Origin of the sequence: Stenotrophomonas sp. CCNWLW162, from assembly GCF_037203745.1 — a bacterium.
Lineage (GTDB): Bacteria > Pseudomonadota > Gammaproteobacteria > Xanthomonadales > Xanthomonadaceae > Stenotrophomonas > Stenotrophomonas maltophilia_AQ.
Map to the genome: position 1 here is coordinate 140,485 of NZ_JBBCBL010000004.1, position 25,936 is coordinate 166,420.

16 protein-coding genes are annotated in these 25,936 nt (G+C 65.0%); 8 read left to right on the forward strand and 8 right to left on the reverse strand.

Translation table 11 applies throughout. The features are described from left to right. Positions 1-555: 555 nt before the first annotated feature. The 6 genes from V9K93_RS12815 to V9K93_RS12840 all read left to right on the forward strand — a co-directional run bounded on the left by V9K93_RS12815 (position 556) and on the right by V9K93_RS12840 (position 6,647). Complete coding sequence (locus V9K93_RS12815; protein ID WP_337302656.1) at positions 556-1,143, forward strand: glutathione peroxidase; 588 nt, start codon at positions 556-558, stop codon at positions 1,141-1,143. 96 nt (positions 1,144-1,239) lie between these two features. Beyond that, positions 1,240-2,217 (forward strand): FKBP-type peptidyl-prolyl cis-trans isomerase, encoded by a 978-nt coding sequence (locus tag V9K93_RS12820; RefSeq protein WP_046982652.1) that lies wholly within the window; start codon positions 1,240-1,242, stop codon positions 2,215-2,217. Positions 2,218-2,240: 23 nt separating this feature from the next. Next, a complete protein-coding gene (locus V9K93_RS12825; protein WP_046982651.1) occupies positions 2,241-3,590 on the forward strand; it encodes a UDP-glucose dehydrogenase family protein in 1,350 nt (449 codons plus the stop codon). Then, complete coding sequence (locus V9K93_RS12830) at positions 3,583-3,822, forward strand: SlyX family protein (RefSeq protein ID WP_046982650.1); 240 nt, start codon at positions 3,583-3,585, stop codon at positions 3,820-3,822. Before V9K93_RS12825 ends, V9K93_RS12830 begins: the two co-directional genes overlap by 8 nt. 10 nt (positions 3,823-3,832) lie before the next feature. Further along, a complete protein-coding gene (locus V9K93_RS12835; RefSeq protein ID WP_046982649.1) occupies positions 3,833-4,525 on the forward strand; it encodes a DUF2058 domain-containing protein in 693 nt (230 codons plus the stop codon). A 49-nt stretch (positions 4,526-4,574) separates the two neighbouring features. Next, positions 4,575-6,647 (forward strand): acyltransferase family protein, encoded by a 2,073-nt coding sequence (locus V9K93_RS12840; RefSeq protein WP_136638278.1) that lies wholly within the window; start codon positions 4,575-4,577, stop codon positions 6,645-6,647. Between the two features lie 12 nt (positions 6,648-6,659). Here V9K93_RS12840 and V9K93_RS12845 read toward each other — a convergent pair whose 3' ends face one another. From V9K93_RS12845 to V9K93_RS12860, 4 genes are all read right to left on the reverse strand, one after another. Next, on the reverse strand, positions 6,660-7,844 hold the full coding sequence (locus V9K93_RS12845) for an MFS transporter (RefSeq protein WP_136638277.1): 1,185 nt from the start codon (positions 7,842-7,844) through the stop codon (positions 6,660-6,662). A gap of 78 nt (positions 7,845-7,922) precedes the next feature. Then, on the reverse strand, positions 7,923-10,607 hold the full coding sequence (gene metH / locus V9K93_RS12850; RefSeq protein WP_046982646.1) for a methionine synthase: 2,685 nt from the start codon (positions 10,605-10,607) through the stop codon (positions 7,923-7,925). Between the two features lie 57 nt (positions 10,608-10,664). After that, the gene (locus V9K93_RS12855; protein WP_136638275.1) at positions 10,665-11,756 is read right to left on the reverse strand and encodes a homocysteine S-methyltransferase family protein; all 1,092 of its coding nucleotides are present in this window, start codon (positions 11,754-11,756) and stop codon (positions 10,665-10,667) included. Between the two features lie 10 nt (positions 11,757-11,766). Further along, positions 11,767-12,696: an ArsR/SmtB family transcription factor gene (locus V9K93_RS12860; protein ID WP_006376775.1), complete on the reverse strand. Its 930-nt coding sequence runs from the start codon at positions 12,694-12,696 to the stop codon at positions 11,767-11,769. 152 nt (positions 12,697-12,848) lie between these two features. Here V9K93_RS12860 and V9K93_RS12865 point away from each other — a divergent pair, with 152 nt between their 5' ends. Further along, positions 12,849-13,997, forward strand: a complete 1,149-nt coding sequence (locus V9K93_RS12865; RefSeq protein ID WP_046982644.1) for an acyl-CoA dehydrogenase family protein — start codon at positions 12,849-12,851, stop codon at positions 13,995-13,997. 47 nt (positions 13,998-14,044) lie between these two features. Here V9K93_RS12865 and V9K93_RS12870 read toward each other — a convergent pair whose 3' ends face one another. The 4 genes from V9K93_RS12870 to V9K93_RS12885 form a co-directional block, all read right to left on the reverse strand. Beyond that, entirely contained in the window at positions 14,045-14,962 is a 918-nt protein-coding gene (locus V9K93_RS12870; protein WP_337302657.1) for a hypothetical protein, read from the reverse strand. A 401-nt stretch (positions 14,963-15,363) separates the two neighbouring features. Next, entirely contained in the window at positions 15,364-18,537 is a 3,174-nt protein-coding gene (locus tag V9K93_RS12875; RefSeq protein WP_046982642.1) for a multidrug efflux RND transporter permease subunit, read from the reverse strand. Between the two features lie 15 nt (positions 18,538-18,552). After that, positions 18,553-19,821, reverse strand: coding sequence for an efflux RND transporter periplasmic adaptor subunit (locus V9K93_RS12880; RefSeq protein WP_046982641.1), 1,269 nt, complete (start codon positions 19,819-19,821; stop codon positions 18,553-18,555). Further along, the gene (locus V9K93_RS12885) at positions 19,821-20,477 is read right to left on the reverse strand and encodes a TetR/AcrR family transcriptional regulator (RefSeq protein WP_046982640.1); all 657 of its coding nucleotides are present in this window, start codon (positions 20,475-20,477) and stop codon (positions 19,821-19,823) included. The genes V9K93_RS12880 and V9K93_RS12885 overlap by 1 nt, the downstream gene beginning before the upstream one ends. Positions 20,478-20,727: 250 nt before the next feature. Between V9K93_RS12885 and V9K93_RS12890 the strand changes: the two genes are divergently transcribed. Then, positions 20,728-25,704 (forward strand): NAD-glutamate dehydrogenase, encoded by a 4,977-nt coding sequence (locus V9K93_RS12890; RefSeq protein ID WP_337302658.1) that lies wholly within the window; start codon positions 20,728-20,730, stop codon positions 25,702-25,704. Positions 25,705-25,936: the final 232 nt, after the last annotated feature.

Sequence of the window (25,936 nt, forward strand, 5' to 3'; positions counted from 1 at the left end):
GGAGCTGTGCAGCCGACGCGGGGGGGAGGGGGAGGGGGCAGCATTGCCTGCCGGTGAAGCGGTCGCGTCCTGCGCACTATCGGTTGAGGCGGGGGAGGTTGGCGCGGCCAGCCAGGCCAGCACGATCAGGGTCGAAACGGCAGCGGCCGCGGGTGCGGTGAGGTTGCGACGTATCCGGACGTTCATGGCTTCCCCCTGTCTCAGGTGACTGGTGTTGTATGCAACTATAACACCGGCACGCCTACGTGCAACCCCCTACCGTCCCCAACTGATGGCAGGGGTGGTCAGATTGCTGAAATATCCCTTTATTCAATTGATTTAAAAGAGAAATAAAACTGTCGCAGGGGGCAGTCCACATCCGCCTTGCATTCAGTGATGTCCATGCTATGTCATCACTGCGCCGTCGATCGCGCCCGGGCGGCGCATTCGCCACGCCGCGCAAAGCCCGGGTGGGCCTGTGCCATCAGGGGCGCCGGAGCCCGGTGCTATAGTTCGGCCGATCCCCGGCCGGTGCTGGCCGGGCCCCTGTTGAATGGCTACCGCGGACCGCTCCTGATGCCCCTGCCGACTGTTTCCCCGCGCCGCCTGCGCGGTCTGTACCTGCTGGTCCTGATGGTGGCCGGCGCTGCTGGTTCCGGCAGTGCCCTTGCTGCCGATCTGCTCGACCTGGATTACCGGCCGCTGGCCGGCAAGCAGCAGGTCAACCTGCAGCAGCGCTACCACGGGCAGGTGCTGCTGGTGGTCAACACCGCCAGCAAGTGCGGCTATACCCCGCAGTACGAAGGGCTGGAAGCGCTGCAGAAGCGCTATGCGGGGCGTGGCTTCGCGGTGCTTGGCTTCCCGTCCAATGATTTCAAGGGCCAAGAGCCGGGCGACGAGAAGCAGATCCAGGATTTCTGCACCCTGACCTACGGCGTCAAGTTCCCGATGTTCGAGAAGGTGCATGTGGTGGGGGAGCAGGCAACGCCGCTTTATCAGCGCCTTGCCGCAGCCACCGGCGTAGCCCCGGCCTGGAACTTCCACAAATACCTGGTCGGCCGCGATGGCAAGGTCATCGCCCAGTTCGCCAGCAAGGTGACGCCGGATGATGCACAGCTCACCGCCGCCATCGACAAGGCGCTGGCCGCTACCGCCACGCATTGATATCCGGCATGTATGCCTCGACATCGACGGCATGCGTGCGACAATGACTCTTTTCGCGCCGACGTCGGCGCCCGGACACTTTCAGGAATGCAGCGAATGAAGATGGGAATGCGCGGCGCCGCGGCGTCGGTTCTGATTCTGGCAATGGGCACTTCGGGTGTCGCTCTGTCGCAACAACCGGCTGCCCCCGCAGCCGCCAAGGAGACCGCAACCTTGAATTCCCCCAAGCAGAAGCTCGGCTACGCCATTGGCCTGGACGTGGCCAAGTCGTTCACTCCGATTGCCGATGAGATTGACGTAGCTGCCCTGCGCACCGCCGTGGAGCGCTCCTTCGAAGGCCTGCAGCCCCAGATCACCCAGGAACAGGCCAAGGCCACCGATGCCGCACTGCGCCAGGTGGTGATGGCCCGCAGCGGCCAGCAGGTGCCGGGCATGGCGCCGGGCTCGCAGCCGGCGAAAGTGGACCGCGTCAAGGTGTCGCAGATGATCGGTTCCTATTCGGTCGGTCCGTCGCTGGCGCAGCTGAAGGACGACATCGACGTCGCCTCGCTGTTTGACGCGATCAGCACCGGCCTGAGCAAGGGCCAGCCGAAGATGACGGAAGCTGACGCGACCGCCACCATCCAGTCGTTCATGGGTGCCAAGCAGGCCGAAATGCAGGCCAAGGCCGCCGCCGCCGCGCAGACCAACCGCGAGGAAGGCAATGCGTTCATGTCCAAGAACAAGACCCAGCCGGGCGTGGTGACCACCGCCTCGGGCCTGCAGTACCAGGTGATCCGCCCGGGTAGCGGCGAGCGCCCGCTGCCGAGCAGCAAGGTGCGCGTGAACTACGAAGGCAAGCTGCTCAACGGTACCGTGTTCGACAGCTCCTACGGCCGCCAGCCGGCCGAGTTCGGTCTGGACCAGGTGATCAAGGGCTGGACCGAGGGCGTCGCGCTGATGCCGGTCGGCTCGAAGTACCGCTTCTGGATCCCGGGCAACCTGGCCTATGGCGAAAACGGCACCCCGGGTGGCCCGATCGGCCCGAACGCAACTCTGACCTTCGACGTCGAGCTGCTGGGCGTCCTGCCGTAAGTCATCCAGGAGCGAATACGGATATGCGCGTTGCGATTTTTGGTACCGGCTACGTTGGACTGGTAACCGGTACCTGCCTGGCCGATGTGGGTCATCAGGTGGTCTGCGTCGATATCGACCAGGCCAAAGTGGATGGCCTCAACCAGGGCATCATCCCGATCTACGAGCCGGGCCTGGAGCCCATGGTGAAGGCCAACCATGCCGCCTTGCGGCTGGCATTCACCACCGATGCCGCGGCCGCCATCGACCATGGCCAGGTCGTTTTCATCGCCGTAGGCACGCCACCGGACGAGGATGGCAGCGCCGATCTGCAGTACGTGCTGGCCGTGGCCCGCACCATCGGCCGGCACATGAGTGTGCCGACCGTGGTGGTCAACAAGTCGACGGTGCCGGTCGGCACCGCCGACAAGGTGCGCGCGGCCATTGCCGAAGAGTTGGCTGCGCGCAATGCGGACATCGCCTTCGACGTGGTGTCCAACCCGGAGTTCCTGAAGGAAGGCGATGCGGTTGCCGACTGCATGCGCCCGGACCGCATCATCATCGGTGCGACCAGCGAAGAATCGGTGGCGGTCATGCGCCGTCTGTATGCGCCGTTCAACCGCAACCACGACCGTGTGGTGGAAATGGACGTACGTTCGGCCGAACTGACCAAGTACGCGGCCAACGCGATGCTGGCGACCAAGATTTCGTTCATGAACGAAATCGCCAACATCGCCGAGCGTGTCGGTGCAGATGTCGAGCAGGTCCGCCAGGGCATCGGTTCGGACCCGCGCATCGGTTGGCATTTCATCTATCCGGGCGCCGGCTATGGCGGCTCGTGCTTCCCCAAGGATGTGCAGGCGCTGGCCCGCACCGCGCAGCAGTACGGCCTCGAGCCGAAGCTGCTGAACGCCGTGGAAGCGGTCAACGATGCACAGAAGGGCCATCTGTTCGCCCTCATCCAGCGCCACTATGACAAGGGCGAGGACGAAGGCGTGCGCGGCAAGACGTTTGCCGTGTGGGGCCTGGCCTTCAAGCCGAACACCGACGACATGCGCGAAGCCTCCAGCCGTCGCCTGCTTGCGCAGCTGTGGGAAGGTGGCGCGACGGTGCGTGCATATGACCCGGAAGCGATGCATGAATCGCAGCGCATCTTCGGCGAGCGCGACGACCTGGTGTTCTGCAACAGCGCTGATGAAGCGCTGCAGGGTGCCGACGCACTGGTCGTGGTGACCGAATGGAAGCAGTTCCGCAGCCCCGATTTCCAGAAGCTGCGCGAGCAGCTGAAGGACGCGGCGGTGTTCGATGGCCGCAATCTGTACGAGCCGGCCGAGGTGGAAGCCGCAGGCCTGGCGTACTACGGTATCGGCCGGGGGCGTTCGCTGCATGTCTGAGCTGCCGACCGAACGTGAGCAGGCGCTGGAAGCGCGCCTGGTCGAGCTTGAAATGCGCGTGTCCTTCCAGGAACAGGCGCTTGCCGAACTGAGCGATGCGCTGGCTGATGCCCGCATGCAGGGCATGCGCAACGCCGACGTGCTGCGCGTGCTGCTGGAAGACCTGGGCAAGGTCCGCAACGCACTGAATTCTTCCGATCCGGCGAGCGAACCGCCGCCGCCGCACTACTGATCCGAACTCTATGAGCGATACCCTCCGCGACCAGCTGATGGGCCTGGGCTTCAAGCCGGCGCCCAAGCCCGAGCGCAAGAATGATGGCCCTCGCCGTGACGGCCGCCCGCAGGGCAAGGGCGGCAATGGCAATGGAAAGCCGCAGGGTGCAGGCAAGGGCGAGCACAAGCCCGGCGAGCGCCGTGGCCATGGTCACCACGCTGGAGCCGGCAAGCCCGGCGGCCAGGCGCGTGGCCAGGGCCAGGGGCAGCAGGGCCCGCGCAAGCCGCGCAGTGCCGAAGAGATGGATCTGGCCAAGGCCTACGCCATCCGTGCGCAGAAGGAAAAGGAAGAACGGATCCAGGCAGAGCGCCTGAAGCAGGAAGAAGCGCGCGTGCGCCGCGAGGCGAAGGCCAAGCTGGAAGAGCTGCTGAAGGACAAGGGCCTGAATGCCGAGGATGCCGACATTGCCCGCCACTTCCCGTATGGCGGCAAGATCAAGCGCATCTACGTGACTGCCGAGCAGCTGACTGCGCTCAATGCAGGTGAACTGGGCGTGGTCCAGCTCAATGGCCGCTACCTGCTGGTCACCGCCGAAGTGCTGGCGCAGTCCGAGGCAGTGTTTGCCGCGTCGGTGGCGCTGAAGGTCGATCCGAACGCGCCGGCCGAGGAAGATCCATACGCCGACCCGCAGTTCCAGGTGCCGGACGACCTGGTCTGGTAAGGACGCAACCACCGCGGATGGCGCTGCCTCCGCGGTTGTGGGGAAAGGGATGACCGCTGAACCAATCCGTGGCTACGTGCCGCACATTGACGGTCTGCGCGCGATTGCCGTGCTGGCCGTCATCGTGTTCCACCTGGACCCGGCCTGGTTGCCGGGCGGGTTTACTGGCGTAGATGTGTTCTTCGTCATCTCCGGTTTCGTGGTCAGCGCGTCGGTGCACCGGCTGCCACCGTTGTCGCTGTGGCAATCGATGCTGCGCTTCTATTCGCGCCGTATCCGCCGCATCGCACCTGCGCTGATCAGCTGCCTGCTGCTGACCGCCGTTGCCAGCGTGCTGTTCATTCCCGAGTCCTGGCTCAGCGAGGCCAGTGACAAGACCGGGCTGATGGCGTTCTTCGGCTTCAGCAACTGGGTACTGGCGCTGATCGGCAACGATTATTTCGCGCCCAAGGCCGAATTCAATCCCTACACCCATACCTGGTCGCTGGGCGTGGAAGAGCAGTTCTACCTGCTGTTCCCGCTGCTGTTCCTCGCCTGGGCACGCGGCGCGCGCGGGCGTTGGATGAGCCTGGGCTTGTTTGCCGTGGTCAGCGTGGCGTCGCTGCTGCATGCGGCGGTGCTGGGCCTGCGCGAGACACCTCCATCGTGGGCGTTCTACGCCACCAGTACGCGGCTGTGGCAGTTGGGTGTTGGCGTACTGTTGTTCCAGGTGCTGCATGTTCGCCAGCCACAGGATCCAGTGACGACGGCTGCACTGAAGCGCGCCGCCCCCGTGTTCTCGCTGCTTGCGATGGTGGCGCTTGCCCTGCTGTGTTGGGCGTTGTGGACCGCACGGGCCGGACGTTCGCCGTGGCCTGACGGCCTGCTGCCGACCTTCGCTGCGGCAGGCCTGCTGTGGGCGCTCCATCATCATCCGCGGTCCTGGGTGGCACGCCTGCTGGTCAGCAAGCCGATGCGCTACATCGGCCTGCTCTCGTACTCACTGTACCTGTGGCACTGGCCGGTATTCGTGCTGATGCGCTGGACCGTAGGCCTGCAGACCCCCTTGCAGATGACCACGGCGATGGCGCTGGTATTGCTGCTGTCATGGTTGTCGTGGCGCTGGGTGGAGCAACCGTTCCGCGGCACATTGGCGCAACGCGTGCGCCCAGGTCGTTGGGTGCTGGCAGGCGCGGCCATTCTGATGGTCGCGGCCGGCACCCAGACGCTGCTCTACCTGCAGGCATCGCGGATATCACTGAGCACGGTCAGCCGGCATCCGGCCGACTGGTATCCCAACGGCAAGAGCGTGTCAGGCGACTATCCTCATTGTGCATTGGTGACGGACAAGCAACGCTTCGCAGGTGGCAGCATGCGGACCTATGCCCGTGGCGCCTGCGAACGGCCGCTGTCGGCCGGCGCGCCAAAGCGGGTCTTTGTTGCCGGTGATTCGCATGCGATGGCTTACATCGAGCTGCTGCAGCGGCTGGCGCTTGAGGCCGGCTCGGAGGTCGTCCTCTATGGACGAGGTGGATGCCCGCAGGTGAGCCTGCAGAAGTGGCGCGGCGCGGGTGCCGGTTGCACTGATTTCGACGCAGCGATGCTCGCTGACGTCACGCAGCGAGCGCAGCCAGGTGATGCCGTGGTACTGGTGTCGCTGCGGATACCGCGCTTGTCCGATCAGTTCGTGTTGTTCGATGCGCAGGCGCAGCTGGCAGGCGAGCTGACCCCGGAAGCCGCTGCAGGACGTGAGGCCGAAGTGGCAGAGGCGATCACCCAGTGGAAGCCGCTGGCCGAGCGCGGTGTACGTATAGTGCTGGAGGCGCCCAAGCCGGTGTTGCCGGCGCCGCCGTATCGCTGTTCGGATCGCTTCAATGCGCGCAACGAGATCTGCCGCAATGGCTTGGACAGCACGCGCGAGGCGATGGAAACGCTGCGTGCGCCGATGCTGGGCAGCCTGCGGCAAGTGGTCGATGGCCTGCCGGGCGGCGTGCTGTGGGACCCGATGCCGGTGCTGTGCGATGACGTGCTATGTCCAGCACAGCGCGATGGTCGACCGTTGTTCTTCGATGGTGATCATCTCAGCGCTCACGGCAACCGTGTGTTGCTGCCTTCGTTGCAGCAGGCTCTGCAGCAGCGCTGACCTGGCGCATGGTCAGTGCGCGCGACGCCGCCGTCTCGCGCGGATCAGCGGCAGGCTCAATGAGAAGAAGCACAGCAGGGCACCGATCAGGGCGAAAGCACTGCCGGCCAGGAATGCAGTGCGGCCATCGTCGATCTTCCACAGCTGGCCGGCGATGAGCGCGCCCAGCACGCCGCCGACACCGGACGAGAATCCGTACAGCAGGCCCTGGCCATGGCCATTGAGGCGGCCGGGGAAATAGGTCGCCAGCATCTGCATCGCAGCCGCGAAGAAGGCAGCAAAGCCGAGCGCATGGGCGCTCTGCGCGACCAGCATTACCGGCAGGTTCTGCGGGAACAACGCGGTCGCCGCCCAGCGCAGGCAGGAGCTGACCAGCGCGATCAGCAGCATCCAGCTGGCGTCGTAGCGGCGGAAGAAGCGGCCGATGGTGAAGAACACGCCTACCTCGAACACCACGCCGATGGTCCACAGCAGGCCGAGGGTGGAGGTGCGATAGCCGTGGTGGTCCATGTAGACCGAGAAGAACGTGTAGTACGGGCCGAACGACAGCTGCTCCATGAACGCGGCCAGGAAGAACGCGAGCACTGGTGGCCGGCGCACGATCTGCCAGAAGCCAGTGGCATCGCCGTCGGCCTTGCTGATGTCACGTGCATAGTGGTTGCTGAAGGCCGAGGCCACCATCAACACAAACAACGGCAGCATCAGCCACGGCAGCAGCGCGGCGCGGTTGCCGCTGCCATCGCCCTCGATCAACCAGCCGAACAGGGTCACGATGGCGATGAAGCCGAGCGAGCCCCAGACCCGGATCAGGCCGTAGCGATGGCTGTCGCTGCCGAGGTGAGTGAGGGTGATCGACTCAAACTGCGGCATCACCGCGTTGTAGAAGAAGCAGAACACGACCATCGCCGGGTACATCCATGGCTGTGGCAGCGGCAGCAGGAAGGCGGTGAAACTGATCAGCGCCAGCACGCACCCCAGCCGCAGCAGGCGGATCGGTCGTGGTGAGGCTGCGGCCAGGGTGGTCCACATGCTGGGGGCGACCACGCGGGTGGCATACCACAGGCCCATCATCACGCTGATGGCGGTGACGCTCATGCCGCGCGCCGTCAGGAACAGGCTCCAGTACGGAGTGAACGCACCGAGCGCCGCGTAGTAGAACAGGTAGAAGCTGGAGAGGCGGGCAACGGGAACGGTCATCGCAGAATAATGCACGGTAGCGCCGGGCCATGCCCGGGGGACAGGAGATGACGCCGGGTATGGCCCGGTGCTACCGGATCATTCCGGATCGTAGTCGAGGTTGGAGGCCAGCCAGCGTTCGGCCTGGGCGCGATCCACGCCCTTGCGCCGAGCGTAATCGCCCACCTGCTCGCGGCCGAGGCGCCCGACCACGAAGTACTGGCTCTGCGGATGGCTGAAGTAATAGCCCGACACCGCCGCGGTCGGCAGCATCGCGAAGCTTTCTGTCAGCTCCATGCCGGCGTTGGCTTCTGCCTGCAGCAGGTCGAACAGCCGGCGCTTCTCGCTGTGCTCCGGGCAGGCCGGGTAGCCGGGAGCCGGGCGGATGCCGCTGTACTGCTCGTCGATCAGCGCCTCGTTGTCCAGTGTCTCGGTATGGTCGTAGCCCCAGAAATCGGTACGCACGCGCTGGTGCAGGCGCTCGGCCAGCGCTTCGGCGAAGCGATCGGCGAGGGCCTTCAGCAGGATCGCGTTGTAGTCGTCGTGGTCGGCCTCGAACCGGGCCACGTGCGCATCGATGCCGATGCCGGCGGTGACAGCGAATGCACCGATCCAGTCCTGGCGGCCACTGTCGGCCGGTGCGATGAAATCGGCGAGGCAGAAGTCCGGGCGCTCGGCGGGCTTGTCCACCTGCTGGCGCAGGAAGTGCAGGGTGGTCTCGCCTCGCGGGTGTTGTACGCGCACGTCGTCGCCGACGCTGTTGGCCGGCCACAGGCCGAACACGGCCTTGGCGGTGAGCCACTTCTCGCCCACGATGCGGTCGAGCATCACTCGGGCATCCTTGTACAGATCGCTGGCCTGCGCGCCGACGATTTCGTCGGTGAGGATGGCGGGATACTTGCCGGCCAGTTCCCAGGCCTGGAAGAAAGGTGTCCAGTCGATGTAGGGCACCAGTTCGGCCAGCGGGTAATCGTCGAACACATGCAGGCCGGGCTGGTTCGGAGCCGGCGGTACATAGCTGTCCCAGCCGCCCTGGAACTTCTGCCCACGAGCGTGTTCCAGCGAAACCAGTCGCTTGGCATCACCACGGTTGCGGTGACGTGCGCGGATCTCGGCATAGTCGGCTTCGTTGGCCGCGACGAAGGCCGCGCGCAGGTCGCGTGAGATCAACGACTGGGCAACGCCAACCGCTCGTGAGGCGTCCTTCACCCATACCGTGGGCGCGTGATAGTGCGGGTCGATCTTCAGCGCGGTATGCGCGCGCGACGTGGTGGCGCCGCCGATCAGCAGCGGCAGATCGAAGCCCTGGCGCTGCATCTCGCGGGCGACGTGGCTCATCTCCTCCAGCGACGGAGTGATCAGCCCGGACAGGCCGATCAGATCGGCATTGTGCTCGCGCGCGGCGTCGAGGATCTTCTGCGCCGGCACCATCACCCCCAGATCCACCACCTCGAAGTTGTTGCAGGCCAGGACCACGCCCACGATGTTCTTGCCGATGTCGTGCACATCGCCCTTCACCGTGGCCATGATGATGCGGCCGTTGCTCTTGGCGGTATCGCCGCTGCGCGCCTTTTCAGCTTCGATGTAAGGCAGCAGGTAGGCCACCGCCTTCTTCATCACCCGCGCGGACTTGACCACCTGCGGCAGGAACATCTTGCCGGCGCCGAACAGATCGCCGACTACATTCATGCCATCCATCAACGGACCCTCGATCACGTCCAGCGGGCGGCTCGATGCCTGCCGTGCCAGCTCGGTGTCTTCTTCGACCCAGGCGTCCAGGCCGTGCACCAGTGCATGTGCCAGGCGCTGCGCGACCGGCTTCTCGCGCCAGGCCAGGTCCTCGGTCTTCGCCGCGCCCTTCTTGCCCTTGTAGCGTTCGGCAATCTCCAGCAGTCGCTCGGTGGCGTCGCTGCGGCGATTGAGGATCACATCCTCGACGCGTTCGCGCAGTTCCGGCTCCAGCTCGTCGTAGATCGGCATGGCGCCGGCGTTGACGATGCCCATGTCCATGCCGGCAGCGATGGCGTGGTACAGGAACACCGAGTGGATCGCCTGGCGCACGGTCTCGTTGCCACGGAACGAGAACGAAACGTTGGAAACGCCGCCGGATACATGGCAGTGCGGAAGGGTCTGCTTGATGATGCGGGTAGCTTCGATGAAGTCCACCGCATAGTTGTCGTGCTCTTCGATGCCGGTGGCGACAGCGAAGATGTTCGGGTCGAAGATGATGTCCTGCGGCGGGAAACCGATCTCGTCGACCAGCAGGCGGTAGGCGCGGGTGCAGATCTCGACCTTGCGCGCGCAGGTATCGGCCTGGCCGGCCTCGTCGAAGGCCATCACCACCGCGGCCGCGCCATAGCGCAGCACCTTGCGTGCATGTTCGCGGAACAGCGTTTCGCCTTCCTTCAGCGAGATCGAATTGACCACGCTCTTGCCCTGCAGGCACTTCAGGCCGGCCTCGATCACGCTCCACTTCGACGAGTCGACCATCACCGGAATACGCGCGATGTCCGGTTCGGACATGATCAGGTTGAGGTAGCGTGTCATCGCCGCTTCCGAATCGATCAGGCCCTCGTCCATGTTGACGTCGAGAATCTGCGCGCCGCTGGCCACCTGCTGGCGGGCCACGTCCACCGCCTCTTCGTAGCGACCTTCCTTGATCAGCTTGCGGAACTGCGCACTGCCGGTGACGTTGGTGCGCTCACCGACATTGATGAACAGCAGGTCCGGGGTGATGACCAGTGGTTCCAGGCCGGACAGGCGTGTAGGGCGGACAGGCGTCATGGTTGGCGGCGGCTCAACAGCAATAGGACGGAAAGTGCGGGACGATGGCGGCGACGTTCATGCGGCCTGTTCCTGCGCGCCGGGCAGGACGCGCGGCGGCAGCCCGGCCACCGCCTGCGCGATGGCGCGGATGTGATCGGGCGTGGAGCCGCAGCAGCCGCCGACCAGGTTCAACAGCCCATCCTCGGCGAAGCCGCGCAGGGTCGTGGCCATTTCTTCAGGTGTTTCGTCGTACTCGCCGAACGCGTTGGGCAGGCCTGCATTGGGATGCGCACTGACATGGCAGTCCGACACCTGCGACAGGGTTTCCACATGCGGGCGCATCGCATCGGCGCCCAGCGCGCAGTTCAGGCCGATCGACAGCGGCCGCGCATGCGCCAATGAGGCATGGAAGGCCTCGGCGGTCTGCCCGGACAGGGTGCGTCCCGATGCATCGGTGATGGTGCCGGAGATCATCACCGGCAGCCGCGCACCACGTGCATCGAAAGCTTCCTCCACGGCATACAGGGCGGCCTTGGCATTGAGCGTGTCGAAGATGGTCTCGACCATGATGGTATCTGCACCACCGTCGATCAGGCCGTCGATGGCCTCGCGGTAGGTGCCGCGCAACTCGTCGAAGCTGGTGTTGCGGAAGCCGGGATCATTCACGTCGGGGCTGATCGAGGCGGTGCGGCTGGTCGGGCCGAGCACGCCGATGACAAAGCGCGGCTTGCCCGGCGTGGTCGCGGCCACGGCATCGCAGCAGGCGCGTGCGACTGCCGCCCCAGCTTTGTTCAATTCGTACACGAGGTGTTCGAGGTGGTAGTCGGCCTGGCTGACCGAGGTGGCATTGAAGGTATTGGTCTCCACCAGGTCGGCGCCAGCGTCCAGGTACGCGGTGTGGATGTCGGCGATGATCTGCGGCCGGGTCAGCAGCAGCAGATCGTTGTTGCCCTTCAGGTCGTGGCCTTCCGGCACTGCGTGGTCGCAGCCGGGGCCATGGGCGTGGTCGAAGCCACCGGCGAAGCGCTCGCCTCGATAGTCGTCCTCCTGCAGCCCATGGCGCTGGATCATCGTGCCCATCGCGCCGTCGATGATCAGGATCCGCTCGCGCAGGGCATCGAGCAGGGCGTTGGCGCGATCGGGATGCAACCAGGGCAGGGTGGGCATGGTCTCGGGCTCAGGGCTTGTTGGCGATCAGCGAAATCACTTCGAAGTGCGGCGGGCGCTTCTCGCGGGTGACGGTCTCCAGGCTCGACACCTGCAGGCCGGCCTTGTCGACGAACTTGCGCAGCTCCTTGTCGCTGAAACCGAGGTTGACGTGGCCGTAGGCCTCCACCGCGGCCTTGTGTTCGTGCCGGGCCAGGCTGCACAGCAGCAGGCGGCCACCGGGGCGCAGCACGCGCGCGGCTTCGGTTACCGCCTGCGCCGGCTTGCTGGCATAGGTCAGCGCGTGCATCAGCACCACCAGGTCGAAGCTGCGGTCCTTGAACGGCAGGGCGTGCATGTCGCCTTCGCGCACTTCCACGTTGGGCAGGCGGCGCAGGCGCTCGCTGGCGGCGGCAACCACACGCGCACTGGTGTCGATGCAGATGTAGCGCTTGGCATGCGGGGCCACGAGTTCGGCCAGCACGCCGTCACCGGAGGCGATATCGAGCACGTCACCGGTTTCCAGCAGCGGCAGCGCAGTGCGTGCAAGCGCTTCCCAGGTACGACCCGGGGAGTAGTGGCGCTCCATGTCGCCGGCCACGCTGTCGGCCCAGTTCTGGTCGGAAGCACGGTGGGCCAGCACGGCGGCAACCCGTTCAGCATCCTGGCGCAGCAGCGGGTCGTCGCTTCCGTTGCTCAAGGCATGCCACAATGCGCGCTGCGCCGGGTCCAGCTGGGCCTCATCGAAGCGGTAGTAGGCCGACACGCCGGCACGGCGGTCGCGGACCAGGCCAGCTTCCTTCAGGCGCGCCAGGTGGGTGGACACGCGCGGCTGCGCCAGCCGGGTGATCGCCGACAGTTCGGCCACGGTCAGCTCCTCCTGCTCCAGCAGCGCCAGCAGGCGCACGCGGGTGGCATCGGCGAACACCTTCAGGCGTGTCGACCAGTCTTCCAGATCCATAAATATCTACCTATCGCGATATAGAGATATATTCGCTGAGGTTGCCTGTCGCGGTCAAGTCGCTGGCGTACGGAAGCGCTCGGCCCCGTTACAATCTGGGCACCTGGGCGCGCCGTGTGCGGCCCACATCATCATGTACCCGGGAGGGTGTTGTGGATTTCAGCTTTACTGAAGAGCAGTTGATGCTGCAGGACGTGGCGCGGCGCATCGCGCAGGAGAAGATCGCCCCCAGCGCGGAGCACCATGACCGCACCGGCGAATTCCCGTTGGACAACATCCGCCTGCTGGGCGAGAACGGCCTGATGGGTATCGAAGTGCCGGCCGAGTATGGCGGCGCGGGCATGGACCCGATTGCGTACGTGCTGGCGATGGTGGAGGTCGCCGCCGGTGATGCTGCGCATTCGACCATCATGTCGGTCAACAATTCGCTGTTCTGCAACGGCATCCTCACCCACGGCAATGAAGCGCAGAAGCAGAAGTACGTGCGTGCCATCGCCGAGGGTGAAGCCATTGGCGCGTTCGCGCTGACCGAGCCGCAGTCCGGGTCCGACGCCACTGCCATGCGCTGCCGCGCGGTCAAGCAGGCCGACGGAACCTTCGTCATCAACGGCAAGAAGAGCTGGATCACCTCCGGCCCGGTAGCCAAGTACATTGTGTTGTTTGCGATGAGCGAGCCTGACAAGGGCGCGCGCGGCATCACTGCGTTCATGATCGATACTGACAAGGCGGGCTTCGGGCGCGGCAAGACCGAGCCGAAGCTGGGCATCCGCGCATCGGCGACCTGCGAGATCGAGTTCAACGATTACGTGGCACAGGCCGAAGACGTGCTGGGCCAGGAAGGCGAGGGCTTCAAGATCGCCATGGGCGTGCTCGATGCTGGCCGCATCGGCATTGCTTCGCAGGCCATCGGCATCGCCCGCGCCGCCTATGAAGCGACGATCGAGTATGTGAAGGAGCGCAAGGCATTCGGCGCCGCAATCGGCACCTTCCAGATGACCCAGGCCAAGATCGCCGACATGAAGTGCAAGCTGGACGCAGCGCTGCTGCTGACCCTGCGCGCGGCGTGGGTGAAGGGGCAAGGCAAGCGCTTCAGCAATGAAGCGGCCATTGCCAAGCTGACCGCTTCGGAAGCGGCGATGTGGATCACCCACCAGGCCGTGCAGATCCACGGCGGCATGGGCTACTCCAAGGAAATGCCGCTGGAGCGCTACTTCCGTGATGCCAAGATCACCGAGATCTACGAAGGCACCTCGGAGATCCAGCGCCTGGTGATCGCCCGTAACGAGACCGGGCTGCGCTGATGGCCCCCCGACGGGGCGGCGATTGCCGCCCCGATTTTTCTGCGCGGTCAACGTGGTAGTCGGCAGACGATGTTTCTTCCATCCCATTCGCAGACGATCTGAAGTGATCCTTGTGGCGTGCTTGGAAACATGGTCACCCCATAGAGGCGGGCCGAGTCCACCCATCGTTCGAGTTCGTCTCGATCGTCGAAACGATAGCTACCCACGAACCCACGAGCCAATTCCGGATCGGTGACTGCACCGTCCGGAATCTTGTTGCCCTTGGCATCAAGACTTTCACCTTGCACATAGCGGGCTCTGTCAACTGACGAGGGCGTGATGACCAGGGTGGTCTTCGAGCCATCGCGCCATGTGATCCGGTAAACAGCGCTGTCAATACCGATGGTCTTGCTGACGAAACTCAGTCCAATCGAGGAGAGGAATGTCGCCATGCTGTTCCAGGCGACCGACGACGTTGTCGCGCCTGTGAAGGCCTTTCCGATGTCACCTTCCAGCCTTGATCGCTCGGTGGCCATCTGCACCACATCGTAGGCGTTGAGATTTTTGTGCTCTTCCGGAAATCGTATGCCATTGGCGGATTGCGGATCGTCTGGATGCACTTCGAACTGCGCGCCTCTACCGACTCTTTGTCGCGCTGCGAACTGTGCTGTCGGCACGTTGTTGTCGAGCATGCCCATGATCCGGTTGAAGGAGGCGCTGATCGGTTCGGGAATTTGTGCTCTCATCGCGCGATAGCGACGCAGCTCACGGTCGTACTCCACGTCGAAACCATGGATCCGCCGTTGCTGGAAGTCTGCGACGATGGTGGGGCCCGTGCCCGAGGCGATGGCCAGTGCGCGTGGATCACGACAGTTGTCGCAGACGAGGACGCCCTTGGCGCGGGCTTCCTGGATACTGCCGGCTGCAAACAACGCGCTGAGCAGCAGAGCAGAGCGGCTGAAGAATCGTAGAGCTTTTCCATCCATGATCGGTCTCCTGGGACGGCATCGGATCGATTGCCGTAGAAACATCTGGATAGCAACGATCAGGACGTACCGGACCTCTGCGTAGCCAGAAATCCAAAGTTGGGGTTGTCTGCGACCCCGGGAGACGCCTTGAGCGCGAGTGTGGCGCGCGATCCCATACGGTGCAGCGGTCCGGTGTTCGCAATGTGGGCCGGATGCGACCTGCCTACGGCGCCACCATGAGCACCGTGGTTGCACTGCTGCGCTGACACGTGGCACTGCAAAGCGCCAACCAAGGTTGGTGACTACAGGGTCAGCCGCAGCTTTGGTAGATGCCAACCTTGGTTGGCATGGATTCAAAAGCAGCAAAGAAAAAGGCCCCGGATCGCTCCGGGGCCTTTTCATTTCAGCTCACCATCGGATCAACGATCCGGACGGTGGGCGGTTTCCGCATCGCGCTGGCGTTCCATGAACTCCTTGGAGGGTTCATCCAGCTTGTCGCCCAGCATGCGGCGCACGACCACGAAGAACACCGGGATCATCAGCAGGCCGAGCAGGGTGGCGAACAGCATGCCGCCGATCACGCCGGTGCCGATGGCGTGGCGGGAGTTGGCGCCGGCACCGCTGGAGATCGCCATCGGGATCACGCCCATGATGAACGCGAACGAGGTCATCAGGATCGGGCGGAAGCGCAGGCGAGCGGCCTCGATGGTGGCATCGCGCAGGTTCTTGCCTGCGGCACGTTGCTCCACCGCGAACTCGACGATCAGGATCGCATTCTTCGCGGCCAGGCCGATCACGGTGATCAGGCCGATCTTGAAGAACAGGTCGTTGGGCAGGCCACGCAGCATCGACAGGCCCAATGCACCCAGCACGCCAAGCGGAACCACCAGCAGCACCGCCACCGGAATCGACCAGCTTTCATACAGCGCGGCCAGGCACAGGAACACCACCACGATGGACAGCACCAGCAGCAGGGTCGCGGCATTGCCGGCCAGGATTTCCTGGTAGGACATGCCCGACCAGTCATAGCCGAAGCCGGCCGGCAGGTCGTCGGCGACGATCGCCTCCATGGTCTGCATTGCCTCACCCGAGCTGGTACCCGGGGCCTGCGAGCCGACGATGTTGATCGCCGAGTAGCCGTTATAGCGGCTCAGCGACGGCGGTGCCGAGACCCACTCGGACTTGACCACCGTGTTGAGCGGGATCATCGAGTTGGTGCCATCGGCGTTCTTGACCAGGCTGGACGGGCTGTAGAAGCTCTTCAGCGACTCCTGGCCGGTGCGGTACGGGCCATCGGCCTGCATGGTCACGCGCTTGATGCGGCCTTCGTAGAAGAAGTCGTTGACGTACACCGGGGCCAGCATCAGCTGGATGGTGCTGTACACGTCCGACACCGACATGCCCATCGACTGCGCCTGCACGCGGTCGACATGCAGCTGCAGCTGCGGGGCGTTTTCCAGGCCGTTCGGGCGCACGCCGACCAGATGGTCCGGCTTCTGCGCGGCCTGGCCGAGCAGGATGTTGCGCGCCTGGGTCAGCTGCTCGTAGCCGGCACCGCTGCGGTCCTGGAGCCACATGTCGAAGCCGCCGAACTGGCCCAGACCCTGCACGGTGGGCAGGTTGACCACGAAGATCTGCGCTTCCTTGATGCCGTAGAACGCGCCGTTCATGTTCTGGATGAACTCCGGCGCGGTGAACTTGCGTTCCTCCCACGGCTTCAGGCGGATGAAGCCCATGCCCACGTTCTCGCCGGAACCGACGAAGCTGAAGCCGGCCACCTGCAGCATGCCTTCATAGCCATCCTGCTTTTCCAGCACGCCACGCATCTGCGCGAACACTTCGTTGGTCTGGCCCTTGGTTGAACCCGGCGGCAGCTGCACGATCGCCAGCGCATAGCCCTGGTCTTCTTCGGGCAGGAAGCTGCCCGGCATACGGGTGAACAGGAAGCCGCACAGTGCGGTCAGCACCACGAACAGGATCATCCAGCGCGGCGCGTGACGCACCGCCGAGGTGATGTGGCCCACATAGGTGTGGCTGATCTTGTCGTAGTACTTGTTGAAGGTGCGGTAGATGATGTTCGGATTGTCGTTGTGCGTCGGCTTGAGGAACGTCGCGCACAACGCCGGGGTGAAGCCCAGCGCGAGGAACGCCGAGAACGCCATCGAGATGGCGATGGTCAGCGCGAACTGCTTGTAGATCTCACCGGCGGCACCGCCCTGAAGGGCAGACGGGATGAACACCGCGGCCAGCACGACGGTGATCGCCACCACCGCGCCGGTGATCTGGGTCATCGCCTTCTGCGTGGCCGGCTTCGGCGCCAGGCCTTCCTCGGTCATGATGCGCTCGACGTTCTCGATCACCACGATCGCGTCATCGACCACGATGCCGATCGCTAGCACCATCGCGAACAGGGTCAGCTGATTGATCGTGAAACCGATCATCCACATGCCCAGGAAGGTACCGAGCAGGGCCACCGGGATGACCAGGGTCGGGATCAGCGTGGCGCGGAAGTTCTGCAGGAAGATCAGCATCACCAGGAACACCAGCAACACCGCTTCGAACAGGGTCTTGACCACTTCCTGGATCGAGATCTTGACGAAGGTGGTGCTGTCGTACGGCGAGAACCAGGTCACGCCGGATGGGAAGCTGGGCTGCAGCTCGTCCATCTTGGCGCGCACCGCATCGGCCACGTTCAGGGCGTTGGCGCCCGGCAGCAGCTGGATCGCGAAGGCACCGGTCGGCTTGCCGTTGTACTGGGTATCGAAGCCGTAGTTGTTGGCGCCGAAGGCAACGCGGGCGATGTCCTTCAGCAGCACGCGCGAGCCGTCAGGATTGGCCCGCAGGATGATGTCCTCGAACTCCTGCGGCGAGCTGAAGCGGCCCTCGGCCGAGACGGTCGCGGTGAAGTGCTGGCCTTCCGGCGACGGGTCCGAACCCAGCGCACCGGCAGCGAACTGCACGTTCTGCGCGCGCACCGCAGCCAGCACCTGGCTGGCCGACAGGCCGTAGCCCTGCATCTTTTCCGGGTTGAGCCAGATGTTCATGGCGTACTCGGAACCGAACTGCTGGGTGCTGCCGACGCCCGGAATACGCGAGACCTGGTCGAGCACGCGCGAACCGACGATGTCGTTCAGCGCATCACGGTTGATGGTCGGCGTATCGGACTGCAGTGCGATGACCATCAGGAAGCCGGCGTTGGCCTTGGCCACCACCACGCCCTGCTGGGTCACTTCCGAAGGCAGGCGTGGCGTGGCCAGCGACACCTTGTTCTGCACCTGCACCTGGGCGATGTCCGGATCGGTACCGGTCTCGAAGGTGAGGGTGATCGAGGCACGGCCGTTCGATGCGGACGAGGAGCTGAAGTACAGCAGGTGATCGATACCGGTCAGCTGCTGCTCGATCACCTGGGTGACCGATTTTTCGGTGGTATCCGCGCTGGCGCCCGGGTAAGTGGCCGAGACGGTCACCTGCGGCGGGGCGATGTTGGGATAGGACTCGACGCCGAGGTTGAGGATCGCGATCACGCCGCTGAGCGAGATCAGGATCGCAACCACCCAGGCGAAGACTGGATGTTCGATGAAAAATTTAGGCATGACGGAAGGTTCCCGTTACTGCTTGTTCGAATCGGTGGCGGCCGGCTTGGCCGCATCGGCCTGCTCGGGCTTGGCCGCATCGGCCGGTGCCTTGGCTGCGGCCGGCGCCGCGCCCGCCGGAGCGGCACCGCCTGCGGCGGGCTTGCCGTTGGCGTCTTGCCCCGGGGTCCACGGCTTGGCCACCGCCGGTGCGCCTTCCTTGACCTTCTGCACGCCGGCCACGATCACCTTGTCACCGGCGGCCAGGCCGTCGCTGACCAGCCAGTTGCCGTTCTGCGCGCCATCGGTCTTCACGTTCTTGCGCACGACCTTGCCGTCGGCACCGACCACCATCACGTAGCCGCCGGTGGTGTCACGCAGCAGGGCCTGCTGCGGCACCAGGTAGGCGTTGTTGCGCTCGCCCAGGTTGGCCTGGAAGCTGACGAAGGCACCCGGCAGCAGGATCTGCTGCGGGTTCGGCAGCAGCGCACGCAGCGACACCGCGCCGGTGGCCGGGTCGACCGTGGTCGAAGAGAAGTCCAGGGTGCCCGGTTCGCTGTAGGTGCTGCCGTCGGCCAGCTTGACGTTGACCGTGGCCTTGCCGTCGCCGGACAGCGCCAGCGCACCCTTGGCCTGCTGCGCACGCAGCTGGGTCAGCTCATCCACGCTCAGCGAGAAGTTCACATACAGCGGGTCGAGCTGGTCGACGGTGGTCAGCAGGGTCACATCGCCCTGGCCGACCAGCGCACCTTCGGTCACCTGCTGCTTGTTGGCCACGCCACTGATCGGCGCGGTCACTTCGGTGTAGCCCAGGCTGATGCGCGAAGAGGTCACCGCGGCTTCGGCCTGCTTGACCGCGGCAAGCGCGGTGCGTTCGGCCGATTCGGCGTTGTCCAGGTCGGACTTGGACACGAACTGCTGCGGCGCCAGCGAGCGAGCGCGGTCGGCGGCGACCTTGGCGTTCGCGTAGGTCGCGCGGGCCGAGGCCAGCTGCGCCTCGGAGGCATTGAGCGAGGCGCGCAACGGGGCGGGGTCGATCAGGAACAGGGTCTGGCCCTGCTTGACCTGGGAGCCTTCCTGGTAGACGCGCTTGAGCAGCACGCCCGGCACGCGCGCACGCACGTCGGCGCTGCGGAACGGCGACAGGCGGCCGACCAGCTCACGTTGCAGCGGCAAGGTCTGCGGCTTGGCGTCGATCACGCCCACCTCCGGCGGCGGGGGCGTCTGCTGTTCCGGCTTCTTGCAGGCAGCCAGCGCGACAGCAACGGCGCACGTCAAGGCAAGGGTGCGGAGTGGGGCGGTCATCAGGAGGAACTCCGGGGTTGGTTTGTAGACGGGGCCGGCGACGGCTGTGGCGCAAAGGCGCGCAGGAAGCTGTCGACGGAGAACTCTGCCCAGCGCCGACGCAGCTGCGCGTCATCACGATGGGGGGTATGGAAGCGCTGTTTGTCGAAATCCTGACCGGCGATCATGCTCAGCAGCAGTTCGGCCATGAAGTGCGGGTCGTCATGCCGGAGCTGACCACTTCTGCAAACGGTTTCAATCCATTCAGCAAGATGAAGCGTCAGCGCGCCGGCACCATGCCGGTACAGCGTACGCGCCTCTTCGGGAAACTGGGATGCGTCGGCGGCGATCAGCCGACAGGCCTGTCCTACGTGCGGCTGGTTGAAATGCTCCAGGAAGTCGATGGCGAACTGGAGCAGGCTGGCACGCAGGTCGTCACTGCGGAGTGCACGAACCATGGCGCCGGTGGCGTGGCCGACATGACGCTGCATCACCCGGCGCAGCAGTTCCTGCTTGCTGCCGTAGCGCGAATACAGGGTCTGCTTGGAGCAGCCGGCGTGCTGGGCCACCGCGTCCATGCTCATCTGCATGCCCTGTTGGGCCAGCAGTTCGCGCACGGCGTCGAACACGCGCTCATCGCGCGCGTCGAGGGCAACGGGGAGGTAGGCCGGATTCACGCGGTGGACTATACCGTCCAGTTCAGGATTGTGGAATCGCGGAGTCGTCGCTGCGTGTGTCTTCCCGTAACACGCTTTGCCGATCCTGTCGGTAGTGCTGCATGCCTTGATCACTCCATACCGGAGCGAACTGAATAGGCGTCTAAACCGCAGCAAACCCGAATCTACTTATTCCGTCCTGCAGCAAGGCCTTTTCGTGCGGTAGGGCTACAATTTCATTTTCCCAACTGAGCAAGCGCCCCGCTCTGCCATGAAACCGCAAAAGACCGCAGCCAAGACCGTGAAAAACAAGACCAAACCAGCAGAGTCGGAGGTCGCAGTGACCGCTGGTTTCTCCCTGGAGCCGGTGTACACGGCTTTGCGCAAGCGCTACCCGGCGGCCGCACAGGCCGAAGCAGTGGCCTTCGCCACTGATTTCTACAAGCGCATGGAGGCGGACGAGTTCCCGCACCACAGCGCCGAAGAGTGGGCCGCGCTCGCGGCTGAAACGCTGGAGTTCGCCCGTGCCCGCAAGACCGGCAAGGCCAACGTCCGCGTGTTCAATCCGACTGCCAAGGTCAACGGTTGGGAATCGCCGCACACCGTGCTGCAGATCGTCAACGACGACATGCCGTTCCTGGTCGACACCGTCACCATGTCGCTGGCCGAACAGGGCGTCGGCGTCCACGTGCTGGGCCACCCGGTGCTGCGCTTCACCCGCGACAAGGCCGGCAAGCTGGTCAAGGTCGGCGAGGGCCAGCTGGAATCGGTGATGCTGCTGGAGATCGACCGCCAGCCGGCCGAAGCCATGGCCGCCATCGAGCAGGCGATCAACAAGGCGCTGGATGAGGTGCGTGCGATCGTACGCGACTGGCAGCCGATGCAGGACAAGGCGCTGGCGCTGGCCGACGACCTCGGCAGCCGCCAGCTGCCGGTCGACGATGCCTCGCGCAAGGAAGCGCAGGAATTCCTGCGCTGGGCCGCCGATAACCACTTCACCTTCTTCGGCTACCGCGAGTACCGCGTCGAGAAGCAGGGCAAGGAAGAAGTACTGGCACCGCTGAACGACACCGGCCTGGGCCTGATGCGCGGCAAGGACAAGTCCGCTGCGCGTCCGGTCAAGACCCTGGCCGCGCAGGGCCTGAACACCACGTCCGGGCTGAAGGACGCGCTGATCCTGACCAAGACCAATGCCCGTTCGCGCGTCCACCGCGCCGGTTACATGGACTACATCGGCGTGCTGGAATTCGACGCCAAGGGCAAGATCATCGGCGAGCAGCGCTTCCTCGGCCTGTTCACCTCCAGCGCCTACAACCGTCGCCCGTGGGAAATTCCGCTGGTGCGCCAGCGCTACGAACACGTGATGACGCAGTCCGGCCTGGCCGGCTCGAGCCACAGCGGCAAGGCGCTGCGCCATATCCTGGAAACCCTGCCGCGCGAAGAACTGTTCCAGTCCAGCGAGGACGAACTGTTCCGCACCGCAATGGGCGTGCTGGGCCTGCAGGAGCGCGTGCGCAGCCGCCTGTTCCTGCGCCGTGACAAGTACAGCCGTTTCATTTCCGCGCTGGTCTACCTGCCGCGCGAGCGTTTCAACACCGACGTGCGCCTGCGCATCGAAGCGATGCTCAAGGAAGCGCTGCACGGTGAGTACGTGGACAGCTCGGTGGTGCTGGGCGAATCGCCGCTGGCCCAGGTGCACCTGATCGTGCGCCCGAAGCCGGGCGAAATGCTCGACGTCGATACCGCCGAACTGGAGCAGAAGCTGGCCCAGGTGCTGCGCAACTGGCAGGACGATCTGCGCGAAGCGCTGGTCACCCGCCATGGTGAAGCCGAAGGCCTGCGCATCGCTGCGCGTATCGGCAAGGCGCTGCCGGCCGGTTACATCGAAGACAACAGCACCGCTGTTGCCGCCAATGATGTCAGCCAGCTCGATGCCCTGACCGGCCCGGACGACCTGCGCCTGAGCCTGCAGGCGGTGCCGCGTGAATCCGGTGATGGCCTGCGCCTGAAGCTGTATCGCCAGCTGGATGACATCCCGCTGTCGGACGCGCTGCCGATGATGGAAAACATGGGCCTGCGCGTGATCGCCGAGCGTCCGTACCGTCTGTCGGTGGACAACGCGCCGGTGTACGTGCAGGACTTCGAGGTCGAATCGACCGCCGGTGCGATCGATGCCGCCAGCGTCGATGAAGCCTTCGGCGAGACCTTTGCCCGCGTCTGGCACGGCGATGCCGAGAACGATGCGTTCAACCGCCTGGTGCTGGCTGCCGGCCTGCACTGGCGCCAGGTCGCCATGCTGCGTGGCTACTGCAAGTACCTGCTGCAGACCGGCGTGCCGTTCTCGCAGGCCTACGTGGAAGGCACCTTCACCCGTTACCCGCTGCTGGCACGCCTGCTGGTGGAGCTGTTCGAAGCCCGCTTCGATCCAGCCACCGGCCACGAAAGCAAGGACGACATCGCCGCCGGCCAGGCCCAGCTGAAGGCACACCTGGATGTGCTGGCTGCAGGTGACGAGGCCACGCTGAAGGTGCTCAAGACCGTGGTCGATGCCCGCAAGGGTGACCGTGATGCGCAGATGCAGGCCGCGCGCGATGCGCTGCTGAAGCTGATGGACCGCGTGTCCAGCCTGGACGAGGACCGCATCCTGCGCTCGTTCATGGGCGTGATCGACGCGACCCTGCGTACCAGCTACTACCAGACCGATGCCAACGGCCAGCACGGCCATGTCATCAGCTTCAAGTTCGATTCGGCGCTGGTGCCGGACCTGCCCAAGCCGCGTCCGTACCGCGAAATCTTCGTGTACGGCCCGCGCGTGGAAGGTACCCACCTGCGCTTTGGTGCGGTGGCTCGTGGTGGCCTGCGCTGGTCGGATCGCCGCGAAGACTTCCGTACCGAAGTGCTGGGCCTGGTCAAGGCGCAGATGGTCAAGAACACCGTCATCGTGCCGGTCGGCGCGAAGGGCGGCTTCTTCGCCAAGATGCCGCCGGTGAACGGCGATCGCGATGCGATCTTCGCCAACGGCGTGGCCTGCTACAAGCTGTTCATCCAGGGCCTGCTGGACATCACCGACAACATCGTCAACAACAAGATCGTGCCGCCGGTGGATGTCGTGCGCCATGACATGGACGATCCGTACCTGGTGGTGGCCGCCGACAAGGGCACCGCGACCTTCTCCGACATCGCCAACGGCCTGGCCATCGCGCACGGCTTCTGGATGGGCGATGCGTTCGCCTCCGGCGGTTCGGTCGGTTACGACCACAAGGGCATGGGCATCACCGCACGCGGTGCGTGGGAGTCGGTCAAGCGCCACTTCCGTGCGCTGGGCCGTGACAGCCAGAGCCAGGACTTCACTGCGGTCGGCGTCGGCGACATGTCCGGCGACGTGTTCGGCAACGGCATGCTGCTGTCGCGCCACATCCGCCTGCTGGCCGCGTTCGACCATCGCCACATCTTCCTGGACCCGAACCCGGATGCGGCCACCACGTTCGTCGAGCGTGAGCGCCTGTTCACCGTGCCGCGTTCGAGTTGGGCGGACTACGATGCCAAGCTGATCAGCAAGGGCGGCGGCGTGTACCCGCGCAGCCTGAAGTCGATCGAGATCACCCCGCAGGTGCGTGAAGTGCTGGGCCTGGACGAGAGCGTCAAGGCGCTGTCGCCGAACGATCTGATGAGCGCGATCCTGAAGGCGCCGGTCGACCTGCTGTGGAACGGCGGCATCGGCACCTACGTCAAGGCCGCCAGCGAGCAGCACAGCGATGTAGGCGACCGCGCCAACAACGCGCTGCGCGTGAATGGTGGCGAGCTGCGCTGCAAGGTGGTGGGCGAGGGCGGCAACCTGGGTATGACCCAGCTGGGCCGCATCGAAGCTGCCCAGGCCGGCGTGCTGCTCAACACCGACTTCATCGACAACTCGGCCGGTGTGGATACCTCCGACCATGAAGTCAACATCAAGATCCTGCTCAACGATGTGGTGCGGGCCAAGAAGCTGACCGTTGAACAGCGCAACAAGCTGCTGGCGTCGATGACCGACGAAGTGGCCGCGCTGGTGCTCAACGACAACTACCGCCAGAACCAGGCCCTGAGCCTGATGGAGCGGATGGCGGTCAAGCGCCTGGGTTCCAAGCAGCACTTCATCCGTACCCTGGAACAGCAGGGCCTGCTGGATCGCCAGATCGAGTTCCTGCCGTCCGATGCCGAGCTGTCCCAGCGCAAGGCACGCGGCCAGGGCCTGACCCGTCCGGAACTGTCGGTGCTGCTGTCCTATTCCAAGCTGGTGGCGTTCGCCCAGCTGCTGGATTCGGACATCCCGGAAGATCCGTACCTGTCCAAGGAACTGCAGCGCTACTTCCCGACCCCGCTGCAGAAGAAGTACGCCGACGCGATGGAGCGTCACCGCCTGAAGCGCGAAATCATCGCCACGGCCGTGACCAACCAGACCATCAACCGCATGGGCGCCACCTTCCTGATGCGCATGCAGGAAGACACCGGCCGTTCCATCGCCGAGGTCGCCAAGGCCTACACCATCAGCCGCGAAACGCTGGATGCACGCGCGCTGTGGGCACAGATCGACGCCCTCGACGGCACGCTGCCGGAGTCGGTGCAGATCGATGCGCTGGAAGTGATCTGGAAGCTGCAGCGTTCGTTCGTGCGCTGGCTGCTGTCGCGCCCGGGCCCGATGCCGGGCATCACCGAGGCGGTCAACCGCTACCAGGGGCCGTTCAACGACATCCGCGTTGCTTCGGGCGTGCTGCCGGATTCGCAGCGTCCGACCTACGAAGCCCTGGTGGCCGAGTGGAAGGAAAAGGGCCTGCCGTCGGCACTGGCGCAGCAGCTGGCCGAACTGCACTTCCTGGAGCCGGCGTTCGACATCATCGAACTGGCCCGCACCCGCAAGCTGAAGCCGGTGGATGTGTCCAAGATCCACTTCCGTCTGGGTGACGCACTGCAGCTGCCGTGGCTGTTTGAGCAGATTGACGCGCTGGAGGTCAATGGCCGTTGGCACGCGGTGGCACGTGGCGTGCTGCGCGACGAACTGGCTGCGCACCACCGCAGCCTGGCCGGTCAGGTGCTGGCCACCAAGGGCAGCACCGCTGAAGCCAAGGTGGCCGCGTGGATCGGTCGTGACGACAGCAGCCTGCGCTTCACCCTGGCGATGCTGGCCGAACTGGCCGAGCAGAAGACCCTGGACTATCCGACCGTCTCGGTCGCGGTGCAGCGCCTGGGTCAGCTCGCTGCCCACGGCGCGTAAGTGATGTAGTGCCAGGCCACGCCTGGCATGCGTGAACCGGAACGGCCCCGCGAAAGCGGGGCCGTTCTGTTTCTGCCTTTGGCCTTTTGCGACCACCTGACCCGACGCCGGCTGTGAACCTGCAAGGTGGATGACCGGCATATCCGCCGGGACCGTGAGCGCCATGGATGGCGCGATCGAGCCCCCAGGGACGGGTTTACGGCGTGTCCCGGCGGATATGCCGGTCATCCGC